Origin of the sequence: Oscillibacter sp. KLE 1728 (assembly GCF_934833455.1) — a bacterium.
In the GTDB taxonomy this organism is placed as follows: domain Bacteria; phylum Bacillota; class Clostridia; order Oscillospirales; family Oscillospiraceae; genus Oscillibacter; species Oscillibacter welbionis.
The window spans coordinates 1-23,508 of sequence record NZ_CAKVVF010000011.1; the positions used below are offsets into that span (position 1 = coordinate 1).

General features: G+C 61.6%; 21 protein-coding genes. All 21 read left to right on the forward strand.

The genetic code is table 11. The annotated features are described in order from the left end of the window. Positions 1–610: ribonuclease HII (gene rnhB, locus QVE23_RS02105; RefSeq protein ID WP_502919057.1), on the forward strand; the 610-nt coding region annotated here is incomplete at its 5' end. Then, the gene (locus QVE23_RS02110; protein ID WP_021751249.1) at positions 607–966 is read left to right on the forward strand and encodes a YraN family protein; all 360 of its coding nucleotides are present in this window, start codon (positions 607–609) and stop codon (positions 964–966) included. The genes rnhB and QVE23_RS02110, both read left to right, overlap by 4 nt. A 25-nt stretch (positions 967–991) precedes the next feature. Next, the gene (gene thrC, locus QVE23_RS02115; RefSeq protein ID WP_287827155.1) at positions 992–2,479 is read left to right on the forward strand and encodes a threonine synthase; all 1,488 of its coding nucleotides are present in this window, start codon (positions 992–994) and stop codon (positions 2,477–2,479) included. Positions 2,480–2,583: 104 nt separating this feature from the next. Then, the gene (locus QVE23_RS02120; protein ID WP_021751247.1) at positions 2,584–2,928 is read left to right on the forward strand and encodes a hypothetical protein; all 345 of its coding nucleotides are present in this window, start codon (positions 2,584–2,586) and stop codon (positions 2,926–2,928) included. A 298-nt stretch (positions 2,929–3,226) separates the two neighbouring features. After that, a complete protein-coding gene (locus tag QVE23_RS02125) occupies positions 3,227–3,913 on the forward strand; it encodes a metallophosphoesterase (RefSeq protein WP_276894717.1) in 687 nt (228 codons plus the stop codon). Positions 3,914–4,003: 90 nt separating this feature from the next. Next, positions 4,004–5,476 carry a trigger factor gene (gene tig, locus QVE23_RS02130; protein ID WP_287967502.1) on the forward strand — a complete coding sequence of 491 codons (1,473 nt, stop codon included), beginning with the start codon at positions 4,004–4,006 and terminating at the stop codon, positions 5,474–5,476. A gap of 266 nt (positions 5,477–5,742) precedes the next feature. Beyond that, positions 5,743–6,327 (forward strand): ATP-dependent Clp protease proteolytic subunit, encoded by a 585-nt coding sequence (locus QVE23_RS02135; RefSeq protein WP_021751242.1) that lies wholly within the window; start codon positions 5,743–5,745, stop codon positions 6,325–6,327. Positions 6,328–6,356: 29 nt separating this feature from the next. Next, positions 6,357–7,679, forward strand: coding sequence for an ATP-dependent Clp protease ATP-binding subunit ClpX (gene clpX / locus QVE23_RS02140; protein WP_025543980.1), 1,323 nt, complete (start codon positions 6,357–6,359; stop codon positions 7,677–7,679). Between the two features lie 70 nt (positions 7,680–7,749). Continuing rightward, positions 7,750–10,173, forward strand: a complete 2,424-nt coding sequence (gene lon / locus QVE23_RS02145; protein WP_119311075.1) for an endopeptidase La — start codon at positions 7,750–7,752, stop codon at positions 10,171–10,173. Positions 10,174–10,185: 12 nt separating this feature from the next. Next, positions 10,186–10,782 (forward strand): ribosome biogenesis GTP-binding protein YihA/YsxC, encoded by a 597-nt coding sequence (gene yihA / locus QVE23_RS02150; RefSeq protein WP_021751239.1) that lies wholly within the window; start codon positions 10,186–10,188, stop codon positions 10,780–10,782. Positions 10,783–10,931: 149 nt separating this feature from the next. Continuing rightward, complete coding sequence (gene pyrH / locus QVE23_RS02155) at positions 10,932–11,648, forward strand: UMP kinase (RefSeq protein ID WP_021751238.1); 717 nt, start codon at positions 10,932–10,934, stop codon at positions 11,646–11,648. A 60-nt stretch (positions 11,649–11,708) separates the two neighbouring features. Beyond that, on the forward strand, positions 11,709–12,266 hold the full coding sequence (frr, locus tag QVE23_RS02160) for a ribosome recycling factor (RefSeq protein WP_021751237.1): 558 nt from the start codon (positions 11,709–11,711) through the stop codon (positions 12,264–12,266). A gap of 437 nt (positions 12,267–12,703) precedes the next feature. Further along, entirely contained in the window at positions 12,704–12,991 is a 288-nt protein-coding gene (locus QVE23_RS02165; protein WP_119311074.1) for a hypothetical protein, read from the forward strand. A gap of 43 nt (positions 12,992–13,034) precedes the next feature. Beyond that, positions 13,035–13,349 (forward strand): hypothetical protein, encoded by a 315-nt coding sequence (locus QVE23_RS02170; RefSeq protein ID WP_021751234.1) that lies wholly within the window; start codon positions 13,035–13,037, stop codon positions 13,347–13,349. 415 nt (positions 13,350–13,764) lie between these two features. Beyond that, entirely contained in the window at positions 13,765–14,511 is a 747-nt protein-coding gene (uppS, locus tag QVE23_RS02175; RefSeq protein WP_273481535.1) for a polyprenyl diphosphate synthase, read from the forward strand. A gap of 33 nt (positions 14,512–14,544) precedes the next feature. Further along, a complete protein-coding gene (locus QVE23_RS02180) occupies positions 14,545–15,429 on the forward strand; it encodes a phosphatidate cytidylyltransferase (protein WP_025543988.1) in 885 nt (294 codons plus the stop codon). Between the two features lie 57 nt (positions 15,430–15,486). Further along, positions 15,487–16,632: a 1-deoxy-D-xylulose-5-phosphate reductoisomerase gene (locus tag QVE23_RS02185; protein WP_025543990.1), complete on the forward strand. Its 1,146-nt coding sequence runs from the start codon at positions 15,487–15,489 to the stop codon at positions 16,630–16,632. Between the two features lie 27 nt (positions 16,633–16,659). Continuing rightward, entirely contained in the window at positions 16,660–17,730 is a 1,071-nt protein-coding gene (locus QVE23_RS02190) for a M50 family metallopeptidase (RefSeq protein ID WP_021751229.1), read from the forward strand. Between the two features lie 9 nt (positions 17,731–17,739). Beyond that, positions 17,740–18,258 (forward strand): GNAT family N-acetyltransferase, encoded by a 519-nt coding sequence (locus QVE23_RS02195; protein WP_021751228.1) that lies wholly within the window; start codon positions 17,740–17,742, stop codon positions 18,256–18,258. Next, on the forward strand, positions 18,255–19,295 hold the full coding sequence (gene ispG, locus QVE23_RS02200; protein ID WP_119311071.1) for a flavodoxin-dependent (E)-4-hydroxy-3-methylbut-2-enyl-diphosphate synthase: 1,041 nt from the start codon (positions 18,255–18,257) through the stop codon (positions 19,293–19,295). Before QVE23_RS02195 ends, ispG begins: the two co-directional genes overlap by 4 nt. A gap of 146 nt (positions 19,296–19,441) precedes the next feature. Beyond that, the gene (locus QVE23_RS02205; protein WP_119311070.1) at positions 19,442–23,452 is read left to right on the forward strand and encodes a PolC-type DNA polymerase III; all 4,011 of its coding nucleotides are present in this window, start codon (positions 19,442–19,444) and stop codon (positions 23,450–23,452) included. The last annotated feature ends 56 nt before the right edge of the window (positions 23,453–23,508 follow it).

Sequence of the window (23,508 nt, forward strand, 5' to 3'; positions counted from 1 at the left end):
CTATGAGCGTGAACAATGGAATAGTGGTCTCACGGCCCTCTGCGGAGTGGACGAGGCAGGAGCCGGGCCCCTGGCGGGGCCGGTGTACGCCGCTGCCGTCATTCTGCCCCGGGAGATCGGTTTTCCTGGCCTCAACGACTCCAAAAAGCTGACGGCGAAGAAGCGGAATGTCCTGTTCGACCAGATCACCGCCACGGCAGAGGCGTACAGCATCGCCTTTGTGACGGCGGAGGAGATCGACAGTTTGGATATCCTCAACGCCCGGATGCTGGCTATGAACCGGGCCATTGAGGGGTTATCCATTCGGCCGGACCTGTGCCTCATTGACGGCAACCGGGACCATGGCAGCAGCGTCTCCATCACGGCGCCCCACATGTGCCTGGTAGGCGGGGACGGGAAGAGTGCCTCCATTGCGGCGGCCTCCATCCTGGCCAAGGTCAGCCGGGACCGGTATGTGACCGGCGTGCTGGACCGGGAGTATCCCCAGTACCAGTTTGCCAAACACAAGGGCTATGGGACGAAGCTCCACTATGAAATGCTGGATCGGTACGGCCCCTGCCCTGCCCACCGGCGGACTTTTCTGAAGAAGTGGGAGGCCCGGCGCACATGAATACCACCAAGGCCCTGGGGGACCGGGGCGAGGCCGCAGCGGCACAGTACCTGCGGAAGAGGGGCTGCCAGTTGCTGGCAAGCCAATGGCGCTGCCGGTACGGAGAGCTGGATCTGGTGGCCCGGGACAGAGACGGCACCATCTGCTTTGTGGAAGTAAAGCTCCGCAGCGGCAGCTTCGCGGGCCTGCCGCGGGAGGCGGTGGACCGGCGGAAGCAGGAACGGCTCCGGGCCGCAGCGGCCTGCTATCTCAGTCAGCACGACCTGGACGCTCCCGCCCGGTTCGATGTGGCGGAGGTTTATACGGATGGGGTTCACCGCCCCCTCCGGCTGGAATATTTGGAAAATGCGTTTTGAAAAACAGTCAGAAGGAGAGAGCGACATGAAGTATTACAGCACACGGGACGCCGCCGTCCGCATGGACGCAGCGGAGGCCATCAAGATGGGCCTGAGCCGGGACGGCGGCCTGCTGACCCCCTGCGAGATCCCGCAGATCGACCGGGCTTTTTTGGAGAGCCTGGTGAATGTCCGGTACCAGGAGCGGGCTGCCAAGGTTATGGGCCTGTACCTGACCGACTACACCTATGAGGAGCTGTCCGGATTTGCGGAGAACGCCTACGGCCCTGAGAAGTTCGACTGCGACGCCGTGGCCCCTGTCCGCACGGTGGACGAGACCACCCACTGCCTGGAGCTGTGGCACGGCCCCACCAGCGCCTTCAAGGACATGGCCCTGCAGATGCTGCCCCAGCTGCTCTCCGCCGCCCTCCGCAAGACCGGAGAGTCCAAGACGGTATGCATCCTGGTGGCTACTTCCGGCGACACCGGCAAGGCTGCGATGGAGGGCTTTGCCGACGTGCCGCAGACGAAGATCCTGGTATTCTACCCCAAGGACGGCGTGTCCAAGGTCCAGGAGACCCAGATGGTCACTCAGGACGGCGCCAATGTGGGCGTCTGCGCCGTGGAGGGCAACTTCGACGACGCCCAGGCCGGTGTAAAGCGCATTTTCTCCGATGAGGCCATCCGGGCCACCCTGGCGGACCGGGGTTACTTCCTGTCCTCCGCCAACTCCATCAACTGGGGCCGCATCCTGCCCCAGGTGGTCTACTATATCTCCGCCTACTGCGACCTGGTCCGGGACGGGAAGCTCAGCATGGGCGACAAGGTGAACTTCTGTGTGCCCACCGGCAACTTCGGCGACATCCTGGCGGCCTACTACGCAAAGCGCATGGGACTGCCGGTTGGGAAGCTGATCTGCGCCTCCAACTGCAACGATGTGCTGACGGACTTCCTCCGCACCGGCGTGTACGACAAGAACCGTCCGTTCCATACCACCATGAGTCCCTCTATGGACATTCTGGTGTCCAGCAACCTGGAGCGGCTGCTGTTCGACCTCTCCGGCGAAAACGATGCGGAGGTGAAGGGCTACATGGATGCCCTCGCCAAGACCGGCAAGTACGAAGTGTCCGACGCCATCAAGGCGGCTCTGGCGGACCAGTTCTGGGGCGGCTTCTGCGGCGAGGCGGGCACCTCCGCTGCCATCGCCAAGTATTACAAGGAGAACGGGTATCTGATCGATACCCACACCGCCGTGGCCGCCAACGTCATGGAACAGTACCGCAAGGCCACCGGCGACAAAACGGTGACGGTGTTCGTCTCCACCGCCTCCCCCTACAAGTTCTGCGACCACGTGCTGCGGGCCATCGGGGAGACCCCGGCGGGCGACGGCGTGGAGCTGCTGGACCAGCTGCATGAAACCACCGGCACGGCGATTCCCCGGCGCCTGGCGGCCCTGAAGGGCAAGGCCCGGCGGTTCGACCTCACCTGTGAGAAGCCCGGTATGGACAGCGTGGTGCTGGAGTTTTTGAAGTAAATCGCGCTGCAACAAAGCAACGCGGGAAACGGCTTAATGCGGCAGACTGTAAATCTGTTGCCTTTGGATTTTGGAAACCCGAAAGAGGGCAGGGAGGCTATTGCGTGAAGCCTTTGAGCCGGGCATTTGCCCGATTGGTGCTGCTGTTCTTTGCTTTGGGAATTTTCTTCCTGGCTGTCAACGAGCTGATTCCCTACCGGACCCTGGGAGACCGGTACCGGGTGATGGACACGGCCTATTGGATCAAAAACACCCTGCGGATCACAGGAATCGTGCTGCTGGTCAACGGAGGCATCCAGTGGGTCCGAAACCTCCGCTGCCCATACTGCGGCCGTGGGTATGCCATGCCATGGTGGCGGAAGGGGGAAAAGCACTTCTGTGACAGGTGCGGCAGGGAAATTGTCTTTGATGACCCGGAGGACCCAACCGAAAAACGCAAAGGGGAGTAGAGCACCATAGCACAGGAGCGGCGCTGTCCCTATTGCGGCGGCGAATTGGCGCCGGGCGGATCCGGGGTGAAGGCTACAAAGGGTCCCACTGGCTCCCGGAGGGCAGCAAGCTGCCCGGCATTCTGCTGACCAAGACAGGCGTCCGGAAGGTGGGCGGACGCGTTTGGGGAAAGGTCAGCAGCGTGAAAATCGAGATGGACACAGATCAAGATAGATCAACAGAGTTCCGGGGAGTTGGAGCCGCCGAAGAGGACGGCTGACTCCGCCTCACGGGACACAGAGAAAGGAGGGGTGCCGCATGGCCCTCTACGCCATCGGGGACCTGCACCTCTCCCTGACAGCGGACAAGCCTATGGAGGTGTTCGGCCCCGCCTGGGAGAATTACACGGAGCGCATCGGCGATGCTTTGAGCCGGCTGACCGCCGGCGATGTGCTGGTCCTGGCGGGGGACACCTCCTGGGGCATCGACCTGAATGAGGCGGAGGCGGACTTCCGCTTTCTGGACCAGTTCCCCTGCAAAAAGTATCTGGTGAAGGGGAACCACGACTACTGGTGGTCCACGGTGTCCAAAATGAAGAACTTCTTCACGGAGAAGGGCCTTACCACCCTGGACTTTCTCCATAACAACTGCGCCCTGTATGGAGACTACGCCCTGTGCGGGACCCGGGGATGGTTCTTTGAGGAGGACCAGAAGCCCCACAACGCCAAGGTCCTCAACCGGGAGGTGGGAAGACTGGAGACTTCCCTGAAGGCGGCGGAGGGACGGTCCATCTTCTGCTTCCTTCACTATCCGCCGCTGTATCAGGGCTACGAGTGCCCGGAGATCCTGCGGCTGCTCTCGGCCTACCCCGTGGAGCGGTGCTGCTACGGCCACCTCCACGGCTACGCCATCAAACGGCGGCTGGAGGGCGGGCGGAATGGGACGGACTTCTCCCTGATCTCCGCCGACTATCTGGGATTTGTTCCAAAAAAAATTTGTGAATAACGGAAAAAAGTATAGCATTTTCAGGTTTTGTATGGTAAAATACCATTTCGCACCGGCTTATGACCGGCGATGAACGGAGGAATAAACAAGATGAGTGTGAAAAGCTGCGAAAAGATCGAAAAGAGCCAGGTCGTTCTGACCATCGAGGTCGGTGCACCGGAGTTTGAAGCTGCCATCGAAAAGGCATATCAGAAGATGCGCAAGAAGATCAACGTGCCGGGCTTCCGCCCTGGCAAGGCCCCCCGGAAGATCATCGAGGGGATGTACGGCGCAGAGGTGTTTTTCGAAGAGGCAATCAATATCGCGTTCCCCGAGGCCTATGAGGCTGCCGTGAAGGAGCAGGAGCTCCAGGTGGTGGGCTATCCCTCTGTGGAGATCGAGGGCCAGGTGACCCGCGACGGCTTCACCTTCAAGGCCACCGCCCCTGTGTATCCCGAAGTGACCCTGGGCCAGTACAAGGGACTGTCCGCCCCCAAGGAGGAGGTCAAGGTCTCCGCTGCGGATGTGGACGAGCGCCTGAAGGCTCTGACCGACCGCAACACCCGTCTGGTGAGCGTGGACCGGGAGGCCAAGGAGGGCGACACGGTCGTCATCGACTTCGAGGGCTTCCTGGAGGGCAAGCCTTTTGAGGGCGGCAAGGGCGAGAATTTCAGCCTGGAGCTGGGTTCCCACACCTTTGTGCCCGGCTTTGAGGAGCAGCTTGTCGGCGTGAAGGCCGGCGATGAGAAGGATCTGGACATCACCTTCCCGGAGGACTATCACAAGGACCTGGCCGGCAAGGCAGTGGTGTTCAAGGTGAAGGTCCATGAGGTGAAGGAGAAGGAGATCCCCGCCCTGGACGATGAGTTCGCCAAGGACGTCAGCGAGTTCGACACTCTGAAGGACCTGAAGGCTGATCTGAAGAAGAAGATCGCCGCCGAGCGGGAGGAGACCGTGAAGCGCGCCTTTGAGGACGCCCTGATGGAGCAGGTGGCTGAGAACATCACCGCCGATGTGCCCGACGCCATGGTGGAGGCCCAGTCCCGCCAGTTCCTGGACAACTTCAAGATGCAGCTGGCCCAGCAGGGTCTCCAGTACGACCAGTACATGAAGGCCACCGGCATGGATGAGGCCCAGCTGCTGGCCGACGCCAAGGAGCCCGCTCTCAAGCAGGTCCGCATGGATCTGGCCATGGCCGCCATCATCAAGGAGGAGAACATCGACGCCACCGATGAAGAGGTGGAGGCCGAGTTCCAGCGGATGGCCGACCAGTACGGCATGGATCTGGAGACCGTGAAGAAGTATCTCCAGGCTGAGCAGGTAAAGGACCAGCTGAAGAGCCAGAAGGCCATCGCCGTGGTGGTGGACAGCGCCACCGCCGTGAAGGCGGAGAAGAAGCCCGCCAAGAAGACTGCCAAGAGGGCAGAGGACGCCGAGGGTGAGGAGGCCGCTGAGGAAAAGCCTGCCAAGAAGACCACCCGTAAGAAGGCGGACGAGGACGGCGAAGAGAAGAAGCCTGCCAAGAAGGCCACCAAGAAGGCTGCGGCAAAAAAAGAAGAGGAGACGCCTGCTGAATCCAAATAATTCCGGGTATACTAGGAATTGACGGCCCCGGCGGAGCGGTGTGTTTTTCCGCCGGCGGAAGGCGCTCTACATCGATTTGACAGATTCCCGCATGGCGTCTATATTAAGATAGGCGTGTGCGTTGGCAGAGGCGCGGCGGCCCGCAGGCGGGCCGGGCGCTTTTGCCTTACCTGCCCCACCGGGGCGGGGAAGACGCATCGGGTTTGGGAGGAACAGATCTGTCATCTGTGCCGGTCCCCGGTGCGGAAATCAAGGAGGTTTTACCAATGAGCTTAGTCCCTTATGTAGTCGAGCAGACCAATCGCGGCGAACGGTCCTATGATATCTTCTCCCGTCTGCTGAACGACCGGATCGTCTTTCTGGGGGAAGAGGTCAACGCCACCACCGCCAGCCTTGTGGTTGCCCAGCTGCTGTATCTGGAGGCCCAAGACCCCGACAAGGACATCCAGCTGTATATCAACAGCCCCGGCGGCTCCGTCACTGACGGCATGGCCATCTACGACACCATGCAGTACGTGAAGTGCGACGTATCCACCATCTGCATCGGCATGGCCGCCAGCATGGGCGCGTTTCTGCTGTCCTCCGGCGCCAAGGGCAAGCGCATTGCTCTGCCCAACGCGGAGATCATGATCCATCAGCCCTCCGCCGGTACCAAGGGCAAGGTGACAGACATGGAGATCGACGTGGAGCACTTCCTGCGGATCAAGAAGAACTTGAATGAGATCCTGGCGAACAACACCGGCAAGACGGCAGAGGAGATCAAGGCGGCCTCGGAGCGGGACCACTGGATGACAGCCCAGGAGGCTTTGGACTTCGGCCTCATCGACAAGATCATCACCAGCAAGAAATAAGCACCAAATTCCAAAACTGAGGTAATACCATGAGTGACGAGAGCAAGAAGGGCCTGCGGTGCTCCTTCTGCGGCAAGCATGAGAGCCAGGTCCACCGGATGATCCAGGGACCCGGTGTGCGCATCTGTGATGAGTGCGTCCAGCTGTGCATGAGCATTTTGAACGATGGGTTTGAGGACACCTCTTCCAGCGCACTGGAGGACCTGCCTGATCAGCTGCCCACGCCCCGCGAGATCAAGGACGTGCTGGACCAGTACGTCATCGGCCAGGACGAGGCCAAGGTGGCCCTGTCCGTGGCGGTGTACAACCACTACAAACGGATCTACTTCGGCGGGGACGAGGATGTGGAGCTGCAGAAGAGCAACATCCTGCTGCTGGGGCCCACCGGTTCCGGCAAGACGCTGTTCGCCCAGACACTGGCCCGGATTCTGAAGGTGCCCTTCGCCATTGCGGACGCCACCACCTTGACGGAGGCCGGCTATGTGGGCGACGATGTGGAGAATATCCTGCTGCGGCTGCTCCAGGCCGCGGACTTCGACGTGGAGCGGGCGGAGCACGGCATCATCTATGTGGATGAGATCGACAAGATCGCCCGGAAGAGCGAGAACACCTCCATCACCCGGGACGTATCCGGCGAGGGTGTCCAACAGGCTCTGCTGAAGATCGTGGAGGGGACCGTTGCCAACGTGCCGCCCCAGGGAGGCCGGAAGCATCCCCACCAGGAGTTCATCCAGGTGAACACGAAGAATATTCTCTTCATCTGCGGCGGTGCCTTCGACGGGCTGGAGAAGATTATCGAGCGGCGGCTGGACCAGAAGTCCATCGGCTTCGGCGCCAACGTCCAGGGAAAGAAGGACAAGGACATCAGCAAGATCCTGCACGAGGTCCAGCCCCACGACCTGCTGAAATTCGGCATCATCCCGGAGTTGGTGGGCCGCCTGCCGGTGATCGCGTCTTTGAATGCGTTGAAGCGGGAGGATCTGGTCCGCATCCTGACGGAGCCCAAGAACGCCCTGGTGAAGCAGTACAAGAAGCTGATGGAGTACGACGAGGTGGAGCTGGAGTTCCAGCCGGAGGCCCTGGAGGCCATCGCCGACAAGGCCATCGAGCGGAACATCGGCGCCCGGGGCCTGCGGGCCGTCATGGAGGGTATCCTGACTCCCATGATGTACGACATCCCTTCCGACCCCACTGTGGTGAAAGCAGTCATCACAAAGGACTGTGTGGAGGGCAGGAGCGGTCCCGAGCTGACCCACGACCCCAAGAAGATCAACTATTCTGTGAAATTGAACACCGGCAAGGGAGAGGGCAGGCCGGCTTCCGGCTCCTCGACCCCCGCGTCGGCGTCTTAATGAAGAGAGGGAGGGACGCTGCCGCGCCCCTCTCTCCTGTTTTACCATCCCCTCAGAAAGGAACAAGCACATGGAACTGACCACTTGGAATCTGCCCGTTCTGGCCCTCCGGGGCCTGACGGTGTTTCCACACATGACACTGACCTTTGACGTGGAGCGGCCGATCTCCATCGCGGCCCTGGAGCGGGCCATGGAGGCCGATCAGGACATCTTCCTGGTGACCCAGCGGGAGATCGGGGTGAACGCGCCGGAGGAAAAGGACCTGTACACCATTGGCACGGTCTCCCACATCACGCAGATCCTGCGGCTGGGCCAGTCCTCTGTCCGGGTGATGGTGGAGGGGCGGCAGCGGGCCCACCTGCGCCGCCTGTGGCAGACGGAGCCCTTCCTCCAGGCCAATGTGGAGGCCATCCCGGAGGAGCCGTCCTCTGAGGCCATGCGGAAGAGCCCCCGGACGGAGGCCCTGCTCCGCCAGACCTACGCCCTGTTCGGCGAGTATGCCGAGCAGGCCAGCGGTGTGCCGGAGGAGGTGGTGGCCACGGTGATGGACAGCCGGGACCCCGGCTTCCTGGCGGACTATATTGCCCAGAACATCGCCCTGCGCTACACCGACAAGCAGGAGATCCTGGAGGAATTCTCCCCCTTCGCCCGGCTGCGGAAGCTCAACGGTTTCCTGGTGCGGGAGAACAACGTGCTGGGCTTTGAGCACGAAATGGAGAGCAAGGTCCGGGACCAGCTGGTCCGCACCCAGCGGGACCAGATCCTCCGCACCCAGATCCGGGTCCTCCAGAACGAGCTGGGGGAGACCGATGACGGCGACGAGGACGAGATTGAATCCTACCGCCAGGAGATCCTGGCCCTGGAGCTGCCGGAGGAGACGGAGCAGCACCTGCTGAAGGAAGTGAACAAGCTGGCCAAGCAGCCCTTCGGCTCCGCCGAGGGTGCGGTGATCCGCAACTATCTGGACGTGTGTCTGGAGATGCCGTGGAACACCACCACAAAGGAGCGGGTCAGTGTGGACGCCGCCCGCAGGGTGCTGGAAAAGGACCACTTCGGCCTGGAAAAGGTGAAGGAGCGGATTCTGGAGACCATCGCCGTCCGGCAGATGAATCCGGACGTCAAGGGGCAGATCCTCTGCCTGGTGGGCCCGCCCGGCGTGGGCAAGACCTCCATTGCCATCAGCGTGGCCAAGGCGCTGAACCGGAAGCTGGCCCGCCTGAGCCTGGGCGGCGTTCGGGACGAGGCGGACATCCGGGGACATCGGAAGACCTACATAGGCTCCATGCCCGGCCGGATCATCGAGGCCATCAGCCGCAGCGGGTCTATGAATCCCCTTCTGCTGCTGGACGAGATCGACAAGTTGGGCAACGACTACCGGGGCGACCCGGCCTCCGCACTGTTGGAGGTGTTGGACAGCGAGCAGAACAGCACCTTCCGGGACCATTTCCTGGAGATCCCGGTGGACCTGTCCAAGATCATGTTCATCACCACCGCCAACACCACAGACACCATTCCCCGGCCCCTGCTGGACCGGATGGAGGTGATCCAGCTCTCCAGCTACACGGATGAGGAGAAGCTGCAGATCGCCAAGCGCCACTTGTTCCCCAAGCAGCTGGCAGAGCACGGACTGAAGAAGAGCGCTGTCCGCATCAGCGACGACGTGTACCGGGCCGTCATCCGGGACTACACCCGGGAATCCGGTGTGCGCCTGCTGGAGCGGCGGCTGGCTGCCATCTGCCGGAAGGCGGATATGCGCCTGCTGGAGGGCACTGTCAAGCGGATTACCGTGACAGAGGAGGAGCTCCCCAAGTTCCTGGACTGCCAGCCCTATCCCCCTGATCTCCACACGGACCGGGAGGAGATCGGCGTGGTGAACGGCCTGGCCTGGACTGAGGCGGGCGGCGAGATCCTGGAGGTGGAGGTCAACGTCATGGACGGCTCCGGCAAGCTGGAGCTCACCGGCAACCTGGGAGACGTGATGAAGGAGTCTGCTCAAGCGGCTCTCAGCTGCCTGCGGAGCCGGGCGGCGGTGCTGGGGATTCCAGCGGACTTTTACAAGACGAAGGACATCCACGTCCACTTCCCAGAGGGCGCAGTGCCCAAGGACGGCCCCTCCGCCGGCATCGCCGTCACCACTGCCATGCTCTCGGCCCTGACGGACCGGAAGATCAAGGCGGGCATTGCCATGACCGGCGAAGTCACGCTGCGGGGCCGGGTGCTGCCCATCGGCGGATTGAAGGAGAAGACCATGGCCGCCCTCCGCAGCGGCATCACCACGGTGCTGATTCCCAAGGACAACGTCCGGGATCTGGAGGAGATCGACCAGACCGTCCGGGCTGCCCTGCGGTTCGTGCCGGTGGAAACGGTGGACCAGGTGTTCGCCGCCGCTCTGTGCCCAGAGCGGGATCCCATCCGGGAAGAGGTGGCGGACCATGTGGCGGCCTTTGCCCCGGCGGGGCGTGAGAGCGGCCGTGACGCCGCCGTGCGGCAGTAAAGGAGTGTTTGTATGGCTTTGAATTTTGCCAAGGCGGAGTTTGTCCGCTCTGCCGGACGGCGGGAGGATTTCATTCGGGACGGTCTGCCCCAGTTCGCATTTGCAGGCCGGTCCAATGTGGGAAAGAGTTCTGTCATCAACCGGCTGGTGGGACGGAAGAACCTTGCCTATGTGGGCGCCTCCCCCGGCAAGACCACTCAGGTGAACTACTTCCTCATTGACCGCCGGGCCTATCTGGTGGATCTGCCGGGGTACGGCTATGCCAGGGTCTCCCAGGCGGAGAAGGAGCGGTGGGCGAAGCTGATGGAGAGCTACTTCCAGGAGGAGGCGGACCGGATCACCACCGGCGTGCTGATCGTGGACATCCGCCACAAGCCCACGGCCAACGATCTTGTGATGCACGACTGGTTCCGCCAGACGGGCTGTCCGGAGATCGTGGTGGCCAACAAGCTGGATAAGCTGAAAAAGAGCCAGGTGGAGCCGGCCCTTCAACTGGTCCGGGAGACGCTGGAGCTGACGGAGGCGGATATTCTGCTCCCCTTTTCCGCGGAGAAGGGAATGGGGAAAGAGGACCTGATCCGCCTGCTGGTCCAGACCTGCGGGGGATAATGCGGAAAGAGAGGACCACGGTCCTCTCTTCTTCCTGTCCGCAGGACCTGCTTTTTTGGAAAAACTTTGTCTACCCCCTATGCAAAAGCGGAAAAATACGCTAAAATATCAATGATATTTTGTGAGCAGAACAGACGGAGGTTTTCATCATGGCGAAGCCTGTGTATAAACGGGTCCTGCTGAAGATCAGCGGCGAGGCCCTGGCCGGTGACAAGCATACCGGCCTGGATTTTGAGGTGATTGGTCAGGTCTGCGATGTCATCAAGGAGTGTCTGGACATGGGCGTCCAGGTAGGTCTGGTGGTGGGCGGCGGCAACTTCTGGCGCGGTGCGAAAAACAGCGGCGGCGCCATGGAGCGCACCCGGGCCGACCACATGGGAATGCTGGCCACGGTGATGAACTGCCTGGCTGTGGCGGACGTGTGTGAGCAGAAGGGGATTCCCGTCCGGGTGCAGACCGCCATTGAGATGCGGGCTGTGGCGGAGCCCTACATCCGTTCCCGGGCCATCCGGCACCTGGAGAAGGGCCGGGTGGTGATCTTCGGCGCAGGCACCGGCAATCCCTACTTCTCCACGGACACTGCGGCGGTGCTGCGGGCGGCGGAGATCGACGCCGACGTGATTTTGCTGGCCAAGAACGTGGACGGCGTCTACACGGCCGACCCGGTAAAGGACCCCACTGCGGTGAAGTACGACGTCATCACTTATGACGATGTGCTGGCCCAGCACCTGGCGGTGATGGACTCCACCGCCACGTCCCTGTCCATGGACAACCACATTCCGGTGCTGCTGTTTGCCCTGAAGGACCCGCGGAACATCATCCGGGCCCTGTGCGGTGAGAACGTGGGCACCATTGTCAAGGAATGAGAGCACGCATGCGCGACAGCGCCTCCCCATACACTCAACTGTGAAAGGAAGGACCTATTTATGCTGAAGGAAGATTACAAGATTTATGAGGGCAAGATGAAGAAGAGCATCGACTCCGTGGCCGCGGACTTTGCCTCCGTGCGGGCGGGCCGGGCCAATGCCTCCGTGCTGGACCGGATCATGGTGGACTACTACGGCAGCCCCACCCCCATCCAGCAGATTGCGGCCATCTCTTCCCCCGACGCCCGGACACTGCTGATTTCCCCCTGGGACAAGACGGCGGTGAAAAGCATTGAAAAGGCCATCCAGAACTCCGATCTGGGTATCAACCCCCAGAACGACGGCGCCAGCATCCGGCTGAGCTTCCCCCAGCTGACGGAGGAGCGCCGCAAGGAACTGGTGAAGCAGATTCACAAGTACGCGGAGAACGGCAAGGTGGCCATCCGCAACATCCGCCGGGACGCCATGGAGGCGTTCAAGAAGAAGGAGAAAGCCTCCGAGATCACGGAGGACGATCTGAAGCAGGCGGAGAAGGATCTCCAGAAGCTGACGGACGACAGCTGCAAGGAGCTGGATGCGCTGCTGGCCAAAAAGGAAAAGGAACTGATGGCGGTGTAAAAGCCGCCGGGGCCTCCGGCGGGAGCACGGCTGCCCGCCGGGGGCATTGCACATTTTGTAAGGTGCTGTCACCCTTTCAGGGTCTGTGAGGTGACCTGCGGTCACTCGGGGCCGCCGCCCGGCGGCCGGGGGGATTGTGCTCCCGCCGGAGCCGCTTCCACGGGGGGCGCCCGGTAAAAGAGAAAAAACGCTTCAGAACCGTTCCGGTGCAGCGGCTCTCCGCGCTGACAGGCGCCGGTGTATCAGTGCAAGCGCCGATTTGGGCTGGCCTTTGGGCACACCATGGCTTTCTGCGATTCCCCGACTGCCGTCCTGTGGCGGATGGTGCAGATCTCATCAGGGTGGTCGTCGTATTGGCGTCCTCCTCTGTTCACTGCTGTTGGACCGGCAGCTGCGGAAGTGGAATCTGGGGGTTATTGACTGAAGGAGAGGGGACTATGAAACTGGAACAGAAATGGTATTCGGCAGCCAGGGGAACACTGTTTGCAGCGGTTTTGCTTTTGTGTCTGGCGGGCGGGATCCGGGGCGGACTGGGGTTGGTATTCCTGGCCATGGGAGTTGCTGCGGCAATCGCCTTTAGGGGGATTGAACTGCGCCATCTCCGCTGTCCCAACTGTGGGCGCTTCATCCTGCCCTGGTTTTCCATGGAGGAGACCCAATACTGCCGCGCCTGCGGCTTCCACTTTCCTTGGAAGTTCGACCGCTGGTGGGAAAAGGGGAACTAAGCAGCCGACACATTTCTCCCGATACAAAAAGGAGGAGGTACAAATGTCGTTTGAAGCAGAAGTGATTCCCCTGTTCATCGGAGGTGTGATCGCGGTCAGCGCGATAGAGTTTTTCCTGGGCTGGCGGAGTCTGCGGCATCGGAAGGATCTCCGGGGGCTGTTTGCCGGGCACGTGGTTGCCATGCTGCTGGGATTTTTCTTCTTGATTCGCAGTCTGTTTGCCAACTGGCTGGGGCTCTCTCTGGGTATTGCCTCCATTTCCAACTCTGCGAATATAGGCCTTTTCGGCCTCTGCTGGGCTGTCAGCGCCCTCTGCGTGGCAGTGATGCTCTCCCGCTTGGCTGTACCAAGACATTAATCATCCCGGTGTGCGGTTCTGGCTATCCAGTAAATACCTGTGTTTCTTGCCACAACGCTCGGCCAGTGCGCAGCAGCTGCGCAGTTTTTGGCGGTTCTGCCGCCTTACAGACGCGGCGTACCGCTTGCGGGTAAAGCGGAACGGGCGGAAAGAGCAGCTGGTCAAATGCGGTTTTGCACCCCCGATTTTCATCGGTCTCCCGTAAATACACAGGCACCGTCTCACACCGGCTCCGCTGTATTTTGCACAGTGGGGAGAGGAGGGGCGCAGTTTTGCCGCAGGCGGAAACTGCGTTTAGCGGACTTTGCGATGACGACAATGGGGGAGAGAATGGGCCAGCCATCATCATGGCTGCATTTCCCGTCCAATGGGACAGATCCCCCCAACAATCCATTTTGAAATGAGAGAATTTATCATGCCAGAGAGTATCAACGGTGCGGTGGACCAGCCCTTGGTCCCGCCCCGCCACATTGCGATCATCATGGACGGCAACGGCCGCTGGGCCACGAAGCGGGGCCTGCCCCGCACCGCTGGCCACAAGGCAGGAGCGGAGACGTTCCGCCGCATCGCTACCTACTGCAAGAACATCGGCGTAAAGTACCTGACGGTGTACGCCTTTTCCACGGAAAACTGGAAGCGGTCAGAGATGGAGGTCTCTGCCATCATGGCCCTGCTGAAGCGGTATCTGCTGGAGGCAGTGGACACCATGGAGAAGGACCACATCCGGCTCCACTTCTTTGGGGACATGACCCCTATCGCCCCGGATCTGCGGGCCCTGGCCCGGGAGACGGACGAGATCACAGAGCACCTGTCCAAGGATGACTTCCAGGCCAACGTGTGCCTGAATTACGGCGGGCGCGACGAGATTCTGCGAGCAGCCCGGCGTTTTGCCACCGACTGCGCCGCCGGGAAGAAGCGGCCGGAGGAGTTGGATGATGCCCTGTTCTCCAGCTATCTGGACTCTGCGGGGATCCCGGACCCGGAGCTCATCATCCGGCCCAGCGGAGAGCAGCGGTTGAGCAACTTCCTGCTGTGGCAGTGTGCCTATTCGGAGTTCTATTACACGGATACCCTGTGGCCGGACTTCGACGAAGCGGAGCTGGACCGGGCCATTGCAGCCTACCAACAGAGAGACCGCCGGTTCGGCGGCGTAAAGAAATAAACCTTTACAGAAAATGAGAAAAGGGCTGATCCTATGTTCAAGCGTGTGATGGTGGCCGTAGTGGGCCTGCCGCTCCTGATACTGATCCTGGGCTGGGCCCCGTCCTGGGCCACCATGCTATTGCTGGCGGCCATGTGCGCCATCGGCGCCTGGGAGCTGATGCGCGCGGCGGCGGGAGAGAGGGGCAAGCCCCTGACCCCCCTGACAGTGATCGCCGCGGCGGCGGTGCCGGTGTGCGTGTACGGGGAAATGTCCATTGAGAACACGGAGCTGACTGCCCTGCCGGTGCTACCCTTCGCTGCCCTGTTGGGCGCGGTGTTCATCTTTGCGATCTTTGCCCTGGCTATCCACCGGTATGACGAGGAGCAGGGCATCCCCTTTGCCGCTGTCACCTGCGCTATCTTCGCCGGGCTGGCGTTCCCCTTGATGTTCTCCTGTCTGCTGCGGCTTCGGATGATGCCCGCCATCGGGATGCTGCAGGTGTTTCTGCCCTTGGCCATCTCCTTTGGCAGCGACACCTTCGCGCTCTTTGCCGGAATGCTGTGCGGCAAGCACAAGCTGGCCCCCAAGGTCAGCCCCAAAAAGACTGTGGAAGGAGCCATAGGCGGTCTGCTGGGTGGTGTCATCGGCATGACGGTTTTTAAGCTAGTCGCGGACAGCATGGCACACACCCTGACTGTTTATCCGCCAATCGAGATGGCAGCTGGTCCGCAGATCTCCTGGGGGGCAGTCTTTGCACTGGGTATTATCGGCAGCACCATCAGCCAGATCGGCGACCTGAGTTTCTCCGTCATCAAGCGGGAGTTCGGCGTCAAGGATTATGGCAACCTGCTGCCGGGCCATGGCGGCATCCTGGACCGGTTTGACTCTGTTACCTTCGTGGCGCCCTTCGTGTGGCTGGCCTTACAGCTGCTCTGAACGGGTGATTTGGGAAGATTTAGGATTGTTTTCAGCTGTTTAGAATAGGATAATGCTATGAGCAAGACGATTTCAATTTTAGGTGCCACCGGCTCTATCGGCCGCCAGACATTGGACGTGGCGGAGCAGCTGGGACTGCGTGTGGCCGCCCTTACCGCCCACATGGATGTGGAGCGGCTGGAGGCGCAGGTCCGAAAATTCCGGCCCCGGCTGGCGGTCCTCACCGATGAGGCGGCGGCCCGTGACCTGGCGGTACGCCTGGCCGACATGGACACCAAGGTTTTGGGAGGCCCGGAGGCCCTGCTGGAGGCCGCTGTCTGCCCGGAGGCGGATACGGTCGTCACCGCCGTGGTGGGTATGGTGGGACTGCGTCCCACCCTGGCCGCCATCCGGGAGAAAAAGCGCATCGCCCTGGCCAACAAGGAGACCCTGGTCTGCGCCGGACAGCTGGTGATGGATGCGGCGGATACGCACGGCGCCGAGATCGTGCCTGTGGACTCGGAGCACTCGGCCATCTTCCAGTGCCTTCAGGGCTGCGCCGACCGCCGGGAGATCCGGCGGCTGATCCTGACCTGTTCCGGCGGGCCTTTTTACGGCATGACCTATGAAGAAGTGGGCAAAATGACCAAAGCGGATGCCCTCCGCCACCCCAACTGGACCATGGGACCCAAGATCACCGTAGACTGCGCCACGCTGATGAACAAGGGGCTGGAGGTCATCGAGGCCATGCGCCTCTACCGTCTGCCGCTGGACCAGGTGTCGGTGGTGATCCACCGGCAGAGCATCGTCCACTCCCTGGTGGAGTACCGGGACGGGGCGGTCCTGGCCCAGCTGGGCACACCGGATATGCGCCTGCCCATTCGATATGCCATGACATACCCCGAACGGGTGGAAAGTCCGGCGGAGCCGCTGGACCTGCTGTCCTGCCCGCCCCTGACCTTCGCCCAGCCGGACCGGGATGCATTTCCATGTCTGCAGCTGGCAGAGGCGGCGGCGGCTCAGGGCGGCACCGCCTGCGCTGTTTTGAACGGCGCCAATGAGGAGGCGGTGGGCCTGTTCCTGGCGGGCAGGATCGGCTTCCACGACATTCCCCGCCTGGTGGCGGAGGCCCGGGCAGCTGTGCCGGCGGAGCAGGAACCGGCGCTGGAGGACATTCTGGCGGCGGACCAGGCGGCGCGGCAGGCGGTGCTGGACCGGGCTTGAAGCAAGTTTTTTGACGGGAGTTTTTGCATGACCATTGTGTATATCCTGGCGGCCATTCTGATTTTCGGCGTACTGATCGCCGTCCACGAGCTGGGCCACTTCCTGGCCGCCAAGCTCTGCGGCGTGCGGGTCAACGAGTTTTCCATCGGCATGGGGCCTCTGATCTGGCACAAGGAGACGGAGGAGACCCAGTATTCCCTCCGGTTGCTGCCCATCGGCGGCTTCTGCGCTATGGAGGGGGAGGATGAGGACTCTGGCGACGAGCGGTCTCTGGGCCGTCAGGGCTTCTGGAAAAAGGTGGTGATTTTTGCCGCCGGCTCCTTTATGAATTTCCTGGCGGGGTTCCTCATCATTCTGGCGGTGTATAGCGGTGCCCAGGGATTTCTGATCCCGGCGGCCGCCGGGACCGCGCCGGAGTTTGAGGAGCGGAACGGCCAGACTATCCAGGCCGGAGATATTTTTTATTCCGTCAATGGGGAGCGGGTGTACCTGTACAGTGACGTGTCCCTGCTGATGAGCCTGCACCAGGGCCAGCCCATGGATTTGGTGGTCCTGCGGGACGGCGAGAAGGTGGAGCTGAACGACGTCACATGGGGCACCTACACCGGCACAGAGGGGGAGACCTATCAGGGCTACGGCGTCTATATCGCAAGAGACCAGATTGAGGAGGCCAATCTCTGGACGATCCTGAAGACCAGCTGGCTGAACACCATCGACTTTGTGCGGATCGTGCGGCTGAGCCTGCAGATGCTGGTGACCGGTCAGGCGGGCATGGACGATCTCAGCGGCCCGGTGGGCATCGTCTCCACTATCACCCAGGTGGGCACCGCGTCAGAGACCATTGCCGCCGCGGTGGAGAACATCCTCTACTTCGGCGCCATGCTGGCGGTGAACCTGGCAGTGATGAACATGCTGCCCATCCCGGCTCTGGACGGCGGCAAGATCTTCTTCCTCATCATTGATGAGATCGCCATGAAGCTGTTCCGAAAGAAGATCCCGGAGAAGTATGAGATGGCGGTGAACACCGTGGGCTTTGTGGCCCTGATGGGCTTCATGCTGGTGGTGACATTCAATGATGTGTTCAAACTGTTCGGATAGGAGCGAGTCATGACGGACTTTACCCTGCGGCCCTGGCGGGAGGCAGATGCTGCCTCCATCGCCCGGTACGCGGACAATGCAAAGATCGCCGCCAACCTGCGGGACGTGTTTCCCTGCCCCTATGCCCCACAGGATGCGGCCACGTTTGTGGAGAGCTGCATCCGGCAGGAGGGCCGGGGTCAGATGTGCCGGGCCATTGAGGTGGACGGCGAAGCTGCGGGCAGCATCGGCCTGTTCCTGGGCAGCGATGTATACCGGAGGAGCGCAGAGCTGGGCTACTGGCTGGGAGAGCCCTTCTGGGGCCGCGGGATCATGACCGCCGCTGTGGAAACCATGTGCCGGGAGGGCTTTGCAGCCTGGGACATCGTCCGCATCCACGCTGAGGCATTTGCCAGGAATGCGGCCTCCCGCCGGGTGTTGGAGAAGGCGGGGTTCGCCCTGGAGGGCACTCTGCGGCGGAGCGTGTACAAAAACGGGGAGATGCTGGATTCCTGCATTTACGCCCTGGTGAGGGAGGAAGCGCCATGACAAAGCGTTTGATGGTGGGGGATGTGGCCGTGGGCGGCGGTGCCCCAGTGTCTATTCAATCCATGTGCAATACCAAGACCGACGATGTCCGCGCCACTGTGGAGCAGATCCACGCGCTGGAGGCCGCCGGATGCGAGATCATCCGCATTGCCATTCCGGATCAGGCCGCGGCAGAGGCGGTGGACCGGATCAAGGAACAGATTTCTATCCCCCTGATCGCGGATATCCACTTCAACTACAAGTATGCCTTGGCGTGCGCAGAGCGGGGCATCGACGCCATCCGCATCAATCCCGGCAACATTGGCGGGGAGGAGAAGGTGAAGGCGGTGGCGGACATCTGCCGCCAAAAATCCATCCCCATCCGCATTGGGGTCAACGGCGGATCTCTGGAAAAGGACCTGCGGGCCAAATACGGCGGCGTCACGGCAGAGGCATTGGTGGAGAGCGCCATGGGCCACGTGGCCCTTTTGAACAAGTTCGATTTTGATGACATCTGCATCTCCGTCAAGTGTTCCGATGTGCCCCTGACCATGGCGGCCTACCGGCTGCTCAGCGAGCGGACAGACTACCCTTTGCATCTGGGCGTGACAGAGGCGGGCACCCCTTCCATGGGGCTTGTGAAATCCGCCATGGGAATTGGGGGCCTGCTGTGCCTGGGGATCGGAGATACCATCCGGGTGACGCTGACCGCCGACCCGATCGAGGAGATTTTCGCTGCCAAGAAGATTCTGAAGGCCGCCGGACTCCGTAAGGAGGGCGTGAATCTGATCGCCTGCCCCACCTGTGGTCGCACCCGCATCGACCTGATCCCCATGGCGGAAGAGGTGGAGCGGGGCCTCATGAACTGCACGAAGAACATCACCGTAGCGGTGATGGGCTGTGCCGTCAACGGCCCCGGCGAGGCAGCGGCGGCAGATATCGGCATCGCTGGCGGCAAGGGTGAGGGACTGATTTTCCGCAAAGGAGAAATCCTTTACAAAGTACCGCAGGAGCAGCTGGTGGACAAGCTGATGGAGGAAATTGAAAAACTCCCATGAGGAATGAGAAGTTAGGAATTCGGAATTGTTGTGTTCCGCCTCTGGTGGGACAATGCTCATACGTCCGGCGTTGCCGGACGCCGGAATTCCTCATTCCTAATTTCTGATTTCTCAGCATTTGATTCCTGTTTAACAAGGTGGCGTCTATGTCAAGAGATATACCCTTTTTTGAAATGTTTACTGAGCTGCAGCTCTCCGGAGAGCTGCGGCTTCGTTTGGCCGGCGCAGTGGTGAACGGCGCTTGCATCGACCAGGCCGGCATGTCGCTGGCGCTGCGCCTCACCACCAGGGCGGAGCTGGGAGATGCGGAGCTGGAGGAGCTGAAGCATCTGCTGATGGGCGTATACGGCTTCCGACAGGTGACGACGGAAGTCACCTGCAAGGCTCCTTCTTCCCAGGCCGCAGCCGCAGGGAGCCGCCCGGCTGCTTCGGTCCCGGCGGCCCCCTCCGGCAGTAAGGGCGAGAAGCAGGCCGCAGGCAAGGTCCTGATGGGCAAGCCCATTCGCATCCAGCCGGTGCCCATGAAGATCCTGGACCTGAAGATGGGGAATGCCACCGTGGCGGGGAAGGTGTTCGCCTTCGAGTGCCGGGAGACCCGGCGGCCCGGTATGTGGCGGCTGAGCTTCGACATGACGGACTATACCAACTCCGTCACCGTTCAGAAGAACCTGACGGAGAAGGAGGCTCAGGGACTGGAGAGCGCCATCAAGCCCGGCATGTGGCTGTGCGTCCAGGGCAAGATGGAGCCCACCTGGGACGGGAAGGACATCCAGCTGAACCCCTACCACATCCAGCTGGCGGAGCACACTGAGCGGCAGGATACCGCCCCGGAGAAGCGTGTGGAGCTGCACCTCCACACGAAGATGAGCAATATGGATGCCCTGACGGACACGAAAGAGGTGGTCCAACAGGCCATCCGGTGGGGACATCCCGCCATCGCCATCACGGACCACGGCGTGGCCCAGTCCTTCCCGGACGCTTGGCACGCCGCTGGGGACAAGATCAAGATCCTCTATGGCGTGGAGGGCTACTTTGTCAACAACATCGATGACCGGGTGGTGGTCCACGGCCCTCAGGACTGCTCCCTGGACGGGGAGTTCGTGTGCTTCGACATCGAGACCACGGGCCTCAAGGTGGACCGGGAGGCCATTACGGAGATCGGCGCCGTGGTGCTGAAAAACGGTGAGATTACGGATCGGTTCCAGACCTTCGTCAACCCCAACCGGCGGCTGACGCCGGAGATCATCGGCCTCACCGGCATCACCGACGACATGCTGAAGGACGCCCCTCAACTGAAGGAGGCCCTGGCGGAATTTTTGAAGTTCGTGGACGGCCGCCCCCTGGCGGCCCACAACGCAGAGTTTGACATCGGCTTCATCCGGGCGGGCTGCCGGAAGGTGGGGCTGGACTTCCAGCCCACCTATGTGGACTCCCTGATCCTGGCACAGAACCTGCTGCCGGATCTGGGAAAGTACAAGCTGGACATCGTGGCGGACCGGCTGGAGCTGCCCAACTTCAACCACCACCGGGCCAGCGACGACGCCGCCACCGTGGGCTATATGCTGATCCCCTTCTGGAAGATGCTCCACGAGCGGGGCATCCACACCCTCCAGGCGGTAAACCGCGAGATGGAGAAGCTGCGGCCCCTGGGCAGCAAGACCAACCGCTTCCCCAAGCACATCATTCTGATCGCCCGGAACAAGGTGGGGCTGAAAAACCTGTACCAGATGATCTCCGCCTCCAATCTGAAGTATTTCAAGCGGGTGCCCACCATCCCCAAGAGTCTGCTGCTGGAGCACCGGGAGGGCATCATTGTGGGTTCCGCCTGTGAGGCGGGCGAGCTGTTCCGGGCCGTGGCGGACCACAAGGACTGGGAAGAGCTGAAACGCATCGCCTCTTTCTACGACTATCTGGAGATCCAGCCCCTGTGCAACAACGCCTTCATGCTGCGAAACGGCGACGTCCAGTCAGAGGAGGAGCTGCGGGAGTTTAACCGCACCATCGTCCGGCTGGGAGAGGAGCTGGGCAAGCCTGTCTGCGCCACCGGCGACGTCCACTTCCGGGAGCCGGAGGACGAGGTGTACCGCCACATCCTGCTGGCCTCCAAGAAGTTCCCGGACGCCAACGCCCCGCTGCCCATCTACTTCAAGACCACCGATGAGATGCTGGAGGAGTTCGCTTACCTGGGGAAGGAGAAGGCCTATGAGGTGGTGGTGACCAATACCCAGGCCATCGCCGACCAGGTGGAGACTTTCCCCTTGCTGCCGGAGGAGCTGTTCCCGCCCCGGCTGGAGAACTCTGAGGAGGAGCTGAATTCCCTGGTGTGGAACAAGGTCCATGAGCTGTACGGCGAGGACCCGCCCAAGCTGATTGTGGACCGGCTGAACGTGGAGCTGGGCGGCATTCTGGGTAAGTACGACGTGGTGTACATGTCCGCCCAGAAGCTGGTGCAGCGGTCCCTGGAAAACGGCTACCTGGTGGGCTCCCGGGGCTCCGTAGGCTCGTCCCTGGTGGCCTATATGTCCGGGATCACAGAGGTGAACAGCCTTCCGCCCCACTACCGCTGCCCGAATTGCAAGCATGCGGAGTTCATTCAGGACGGCTCCTACGGCTGCGGCGCGGACATGCCGGACAAGATCTGCCCGGTGTGCGGCACAGAATACATCAAAGACGGCTTCGACATCCCCTTTGAAACCTTCCTGGGCTTCGGCGGCGGCAAGGTGCCGGATATCGACCTGAACTTCTCCGGTGAGTATCAGGCCAGGGCCCACCGCCACGCCATCGAGATGTTCGGAGAGACCCAGGTGTTCCGGGCCGGTACCATCGGTACACTGGCGGAGAAGACCGCTTACGGCTTCGTGAAAAAATACCTGGAGGAGAACGGCATGACTGTGGGCCGGGCAGAGGAGAATCGCCTGACCCTGGGCTGCGTGGGCACCCGCCGGACCACCGGTCAGCACCCCGGCGGCCTGGTGGTCGTTCCCGACGATATGGACATGGAGGACTTCTGCCCGGTGCAGCACCCGGCGGACGCCGACGACTCCGACACCATCACCACTCATTTTGAATACCACTCTATGGAGGCAAACCTCCTGAAGCTGGATATGCTGGGACACGATGATCCCACCATGGTCCGCATGATGGAGGATCTGACCGGCGTCAACGCCCGCCAGATTCCCCTGGATGACCCGGACACCATGTCCATCTTCACCTCCAGCAAAGTGCTGGGATACGAGAACGACGAGATTCTGGGCCCCACCGGCGCCGTGGCGATCCCGGAGTTCAACACCCGATTCACCCGGCAGATGCTGGTGGACACCCAGCCCAAGGACTTCAACACGTTGGTACGGCTCTCCGGCTTCTCCCACGGGACAGACGTGTGGCTGGGCAACGCCCGGGAGCTGATCGTCAGCGGCACCGCCTCCGTTCTGGAGACGGTGGGCTGCCGGGACGATATCATGCTGTACCTGATCTCCAAGGGCCTGGACCCCAAGATGAGCTTCAAGATCATGGAGAAGGTCCGCAAGGGCAAGGTGAAGAAGGGCGGCTTTGACGAGGGCTGGGTGGAGGCCATGCGGGACCACGACGTGCCGGAGTGGTACATCGACTCCCTGGCCAAGATCGGCTACCTGTTCCCCAAGGCCCACGCGGTGGCCTACGTGATGATGGCCTTCCGCATCGCCTGGTTCAAGGTCCATGAGCCCCTGGCATTCTATGCAACCTTTTTCTCCGTCCGGGCCAAGGCCTTTGATGCGGAGTACTGCTGTGCCGGAAAGGATGCGGTGAAGCGGAAGATCCGGGAGATCGAGAACAACAAGGACGCCACGGCGGTGGAGCAGAACCTGCTGACCACCCTGGAGGTGTGCTATGAGTTCTACCTGCGGGGCTTCCACTTCGACACGATCAACATTTATGAGTCCGATGCCACCAAGTTCAAAGTGACGGAGAACGGTCTGCTGCCGCCCTTCACAACGGTCCACGGCCTGGGAGAGGCGGCGGCCATCGACACGGTGGAGAAGCGGAATGGGAAGGAGTTCGTCTCCGTTGAGGAGTTCGCCATGTGCTGCAACAAGCTGTCCAAGACCCATATTGAGCAGCTGAAGGCGCTGGGAGCCTTCGCCGGGATGGCGGAGACCAGCCAGCTGACGCTGTTTTGATCCCCGTGGGAGCGATTTCCCCACGGCACCGCGATAGCAGAAGAAAAGGGAGGACC

What these genes read in the sequence shown, in the direction of transcription:
- QVE23_RS02205 (WP_119311070.1), top strand. Translation starts at nt 19,442, where the DNA reads ATGTCAAGAGATATACCCTTTTTTGAAATGTTTACTGAGCTGCAGCTC.
- QVE23_RS02170 (WP_021751234.1), top strand. Translation starts at nt 13,035, where the DNA reads ATGTCGTTTGAAGCAGAAGTGATTCCCCTGTTCATCGGAGGTGTGATC.
- uppS (WP_273481535.1), top strand. Translation starts at nt 13,765, where the DNA reads ATGCCAGAGAGTATCAACGGTGCGGTGGACCAGCCCTTGGTCCCGCCC.
- QVE23_RS02165 (WP_119311074.1), top strand. Translation starts at nt 12,704, where the DNA reads ATGAAACTGGAACAGAAATGGTATTCGGCAGCCAGGGGAACACTGTTT.
- thrC (WP_287827155.1), top strand. Translation starts at nt 992, where the DNA reads ATGAAGTATTACAGCACACGGGACGCCGCCGTCCGCATGGACGCAGCG.
- QVE23_RS02185 (WP_025543990.1), top strand. Translation starts at nt 15,487, where the DNA reads ATGAGCAAGACGATTTCAATTTTAGGTGCCACCGGCTCTATCGGCCGC.
- ispG (WP_119311071.1), top strand. Translation starts at nt 18,255, where the DNA reads ATGACAAAGCGTTTGATGGTGGGGGATGTGGCCGTGGGCGGCGGTGCC.
- QVE23_RS02190 (WP_021751229.1), top strand. Translation starts at nt 16,660, where the DNA reads ATGACCATTGTGTATATCCTGGCGGCCATTCTGATTTTCGGCGTACTG.
- QVE23_RS02135 (WP_021751242.1), top strand. Translation starts at nt 5,743, where the DNA reads ATGAGCTTAGTCCCTTATGTAGTCGAGCAGACCAATCGCGGCGAACGG.
- pyrH (WP_021751238.1), top strand. Translation starts at nt 10,932, where the DNA reads ATGGCGAAGCCTGTGTATAAACGGGTCCTGCTGAAGATCAGCGGCGAG.
- QVE23_RS02195 (WP_021751228.1), top strand. Translation starts at nt 17,740, where the DNA reads ATGACGGACTTTACCCTGCGGCCCTGGCGGGAGGCAGATGCTGCCTCC.
- QVE23_RS02180 (WP_025543988.1), top strand. Translation starts at nt 14,545, where the DNA reads ATGTTCAAGCGTGTGATGGTGGCCGTAGTGGGCCTGCCGCTCCTGATA.
- frr (WP_021751237.1), top strand. Translation starts at nt 11,709, where the DNA reads ATGCTGAAGGAAGATTACAAGATTTATGAGGGCAAGATGAAGAAGAGC.
- tig (WP_287967502.1), top strand. Translation starts at nt 4,004, where the DNA reads ATGAGTGTGAAAAGCTGCGAAAAGATCGAAAAGAGCCAGGTCGTTCTG.
- yihA (WP_021751239.1), top strand. Translation starts at nt 10,186, where the DNA reads ATGGCTTTGAATTTTGCCAAGGCGGAGTTTGTCCGCTCTGCCGGACGG.
- clpX (WP_025543980.1), top strand. Translation starts at nt 6,357, where the DNA reads ATGAGTGACGAGAGCAAGAAGGGCCTGCGGTGCTCCTTCTGCGGCAAG.
- QVE23_RS02110 (WP_021751249.1), top strand. Translation starts at nt 607, where the DNA reads ATGAATACCACCAAGGCCCTGGGGGACCGGGGCGAGGCCGCAGCGGCA.
- QVE23_RS02125 (WP_276894717.1), top strand. Translation starts at nt 3,227, where the DNA reads ATGGCCCTCTACGCCATCGGGGACCTGCACCTCTCCCTGACAGCGGAC.
- lon (WP_119311075.1), top strand. Translation starts at nt 7,750, where the DNA reads ATGGAACTGACCACTTGGAATCTGCCCGTTCTGGCCCTCCGGGGCCTG.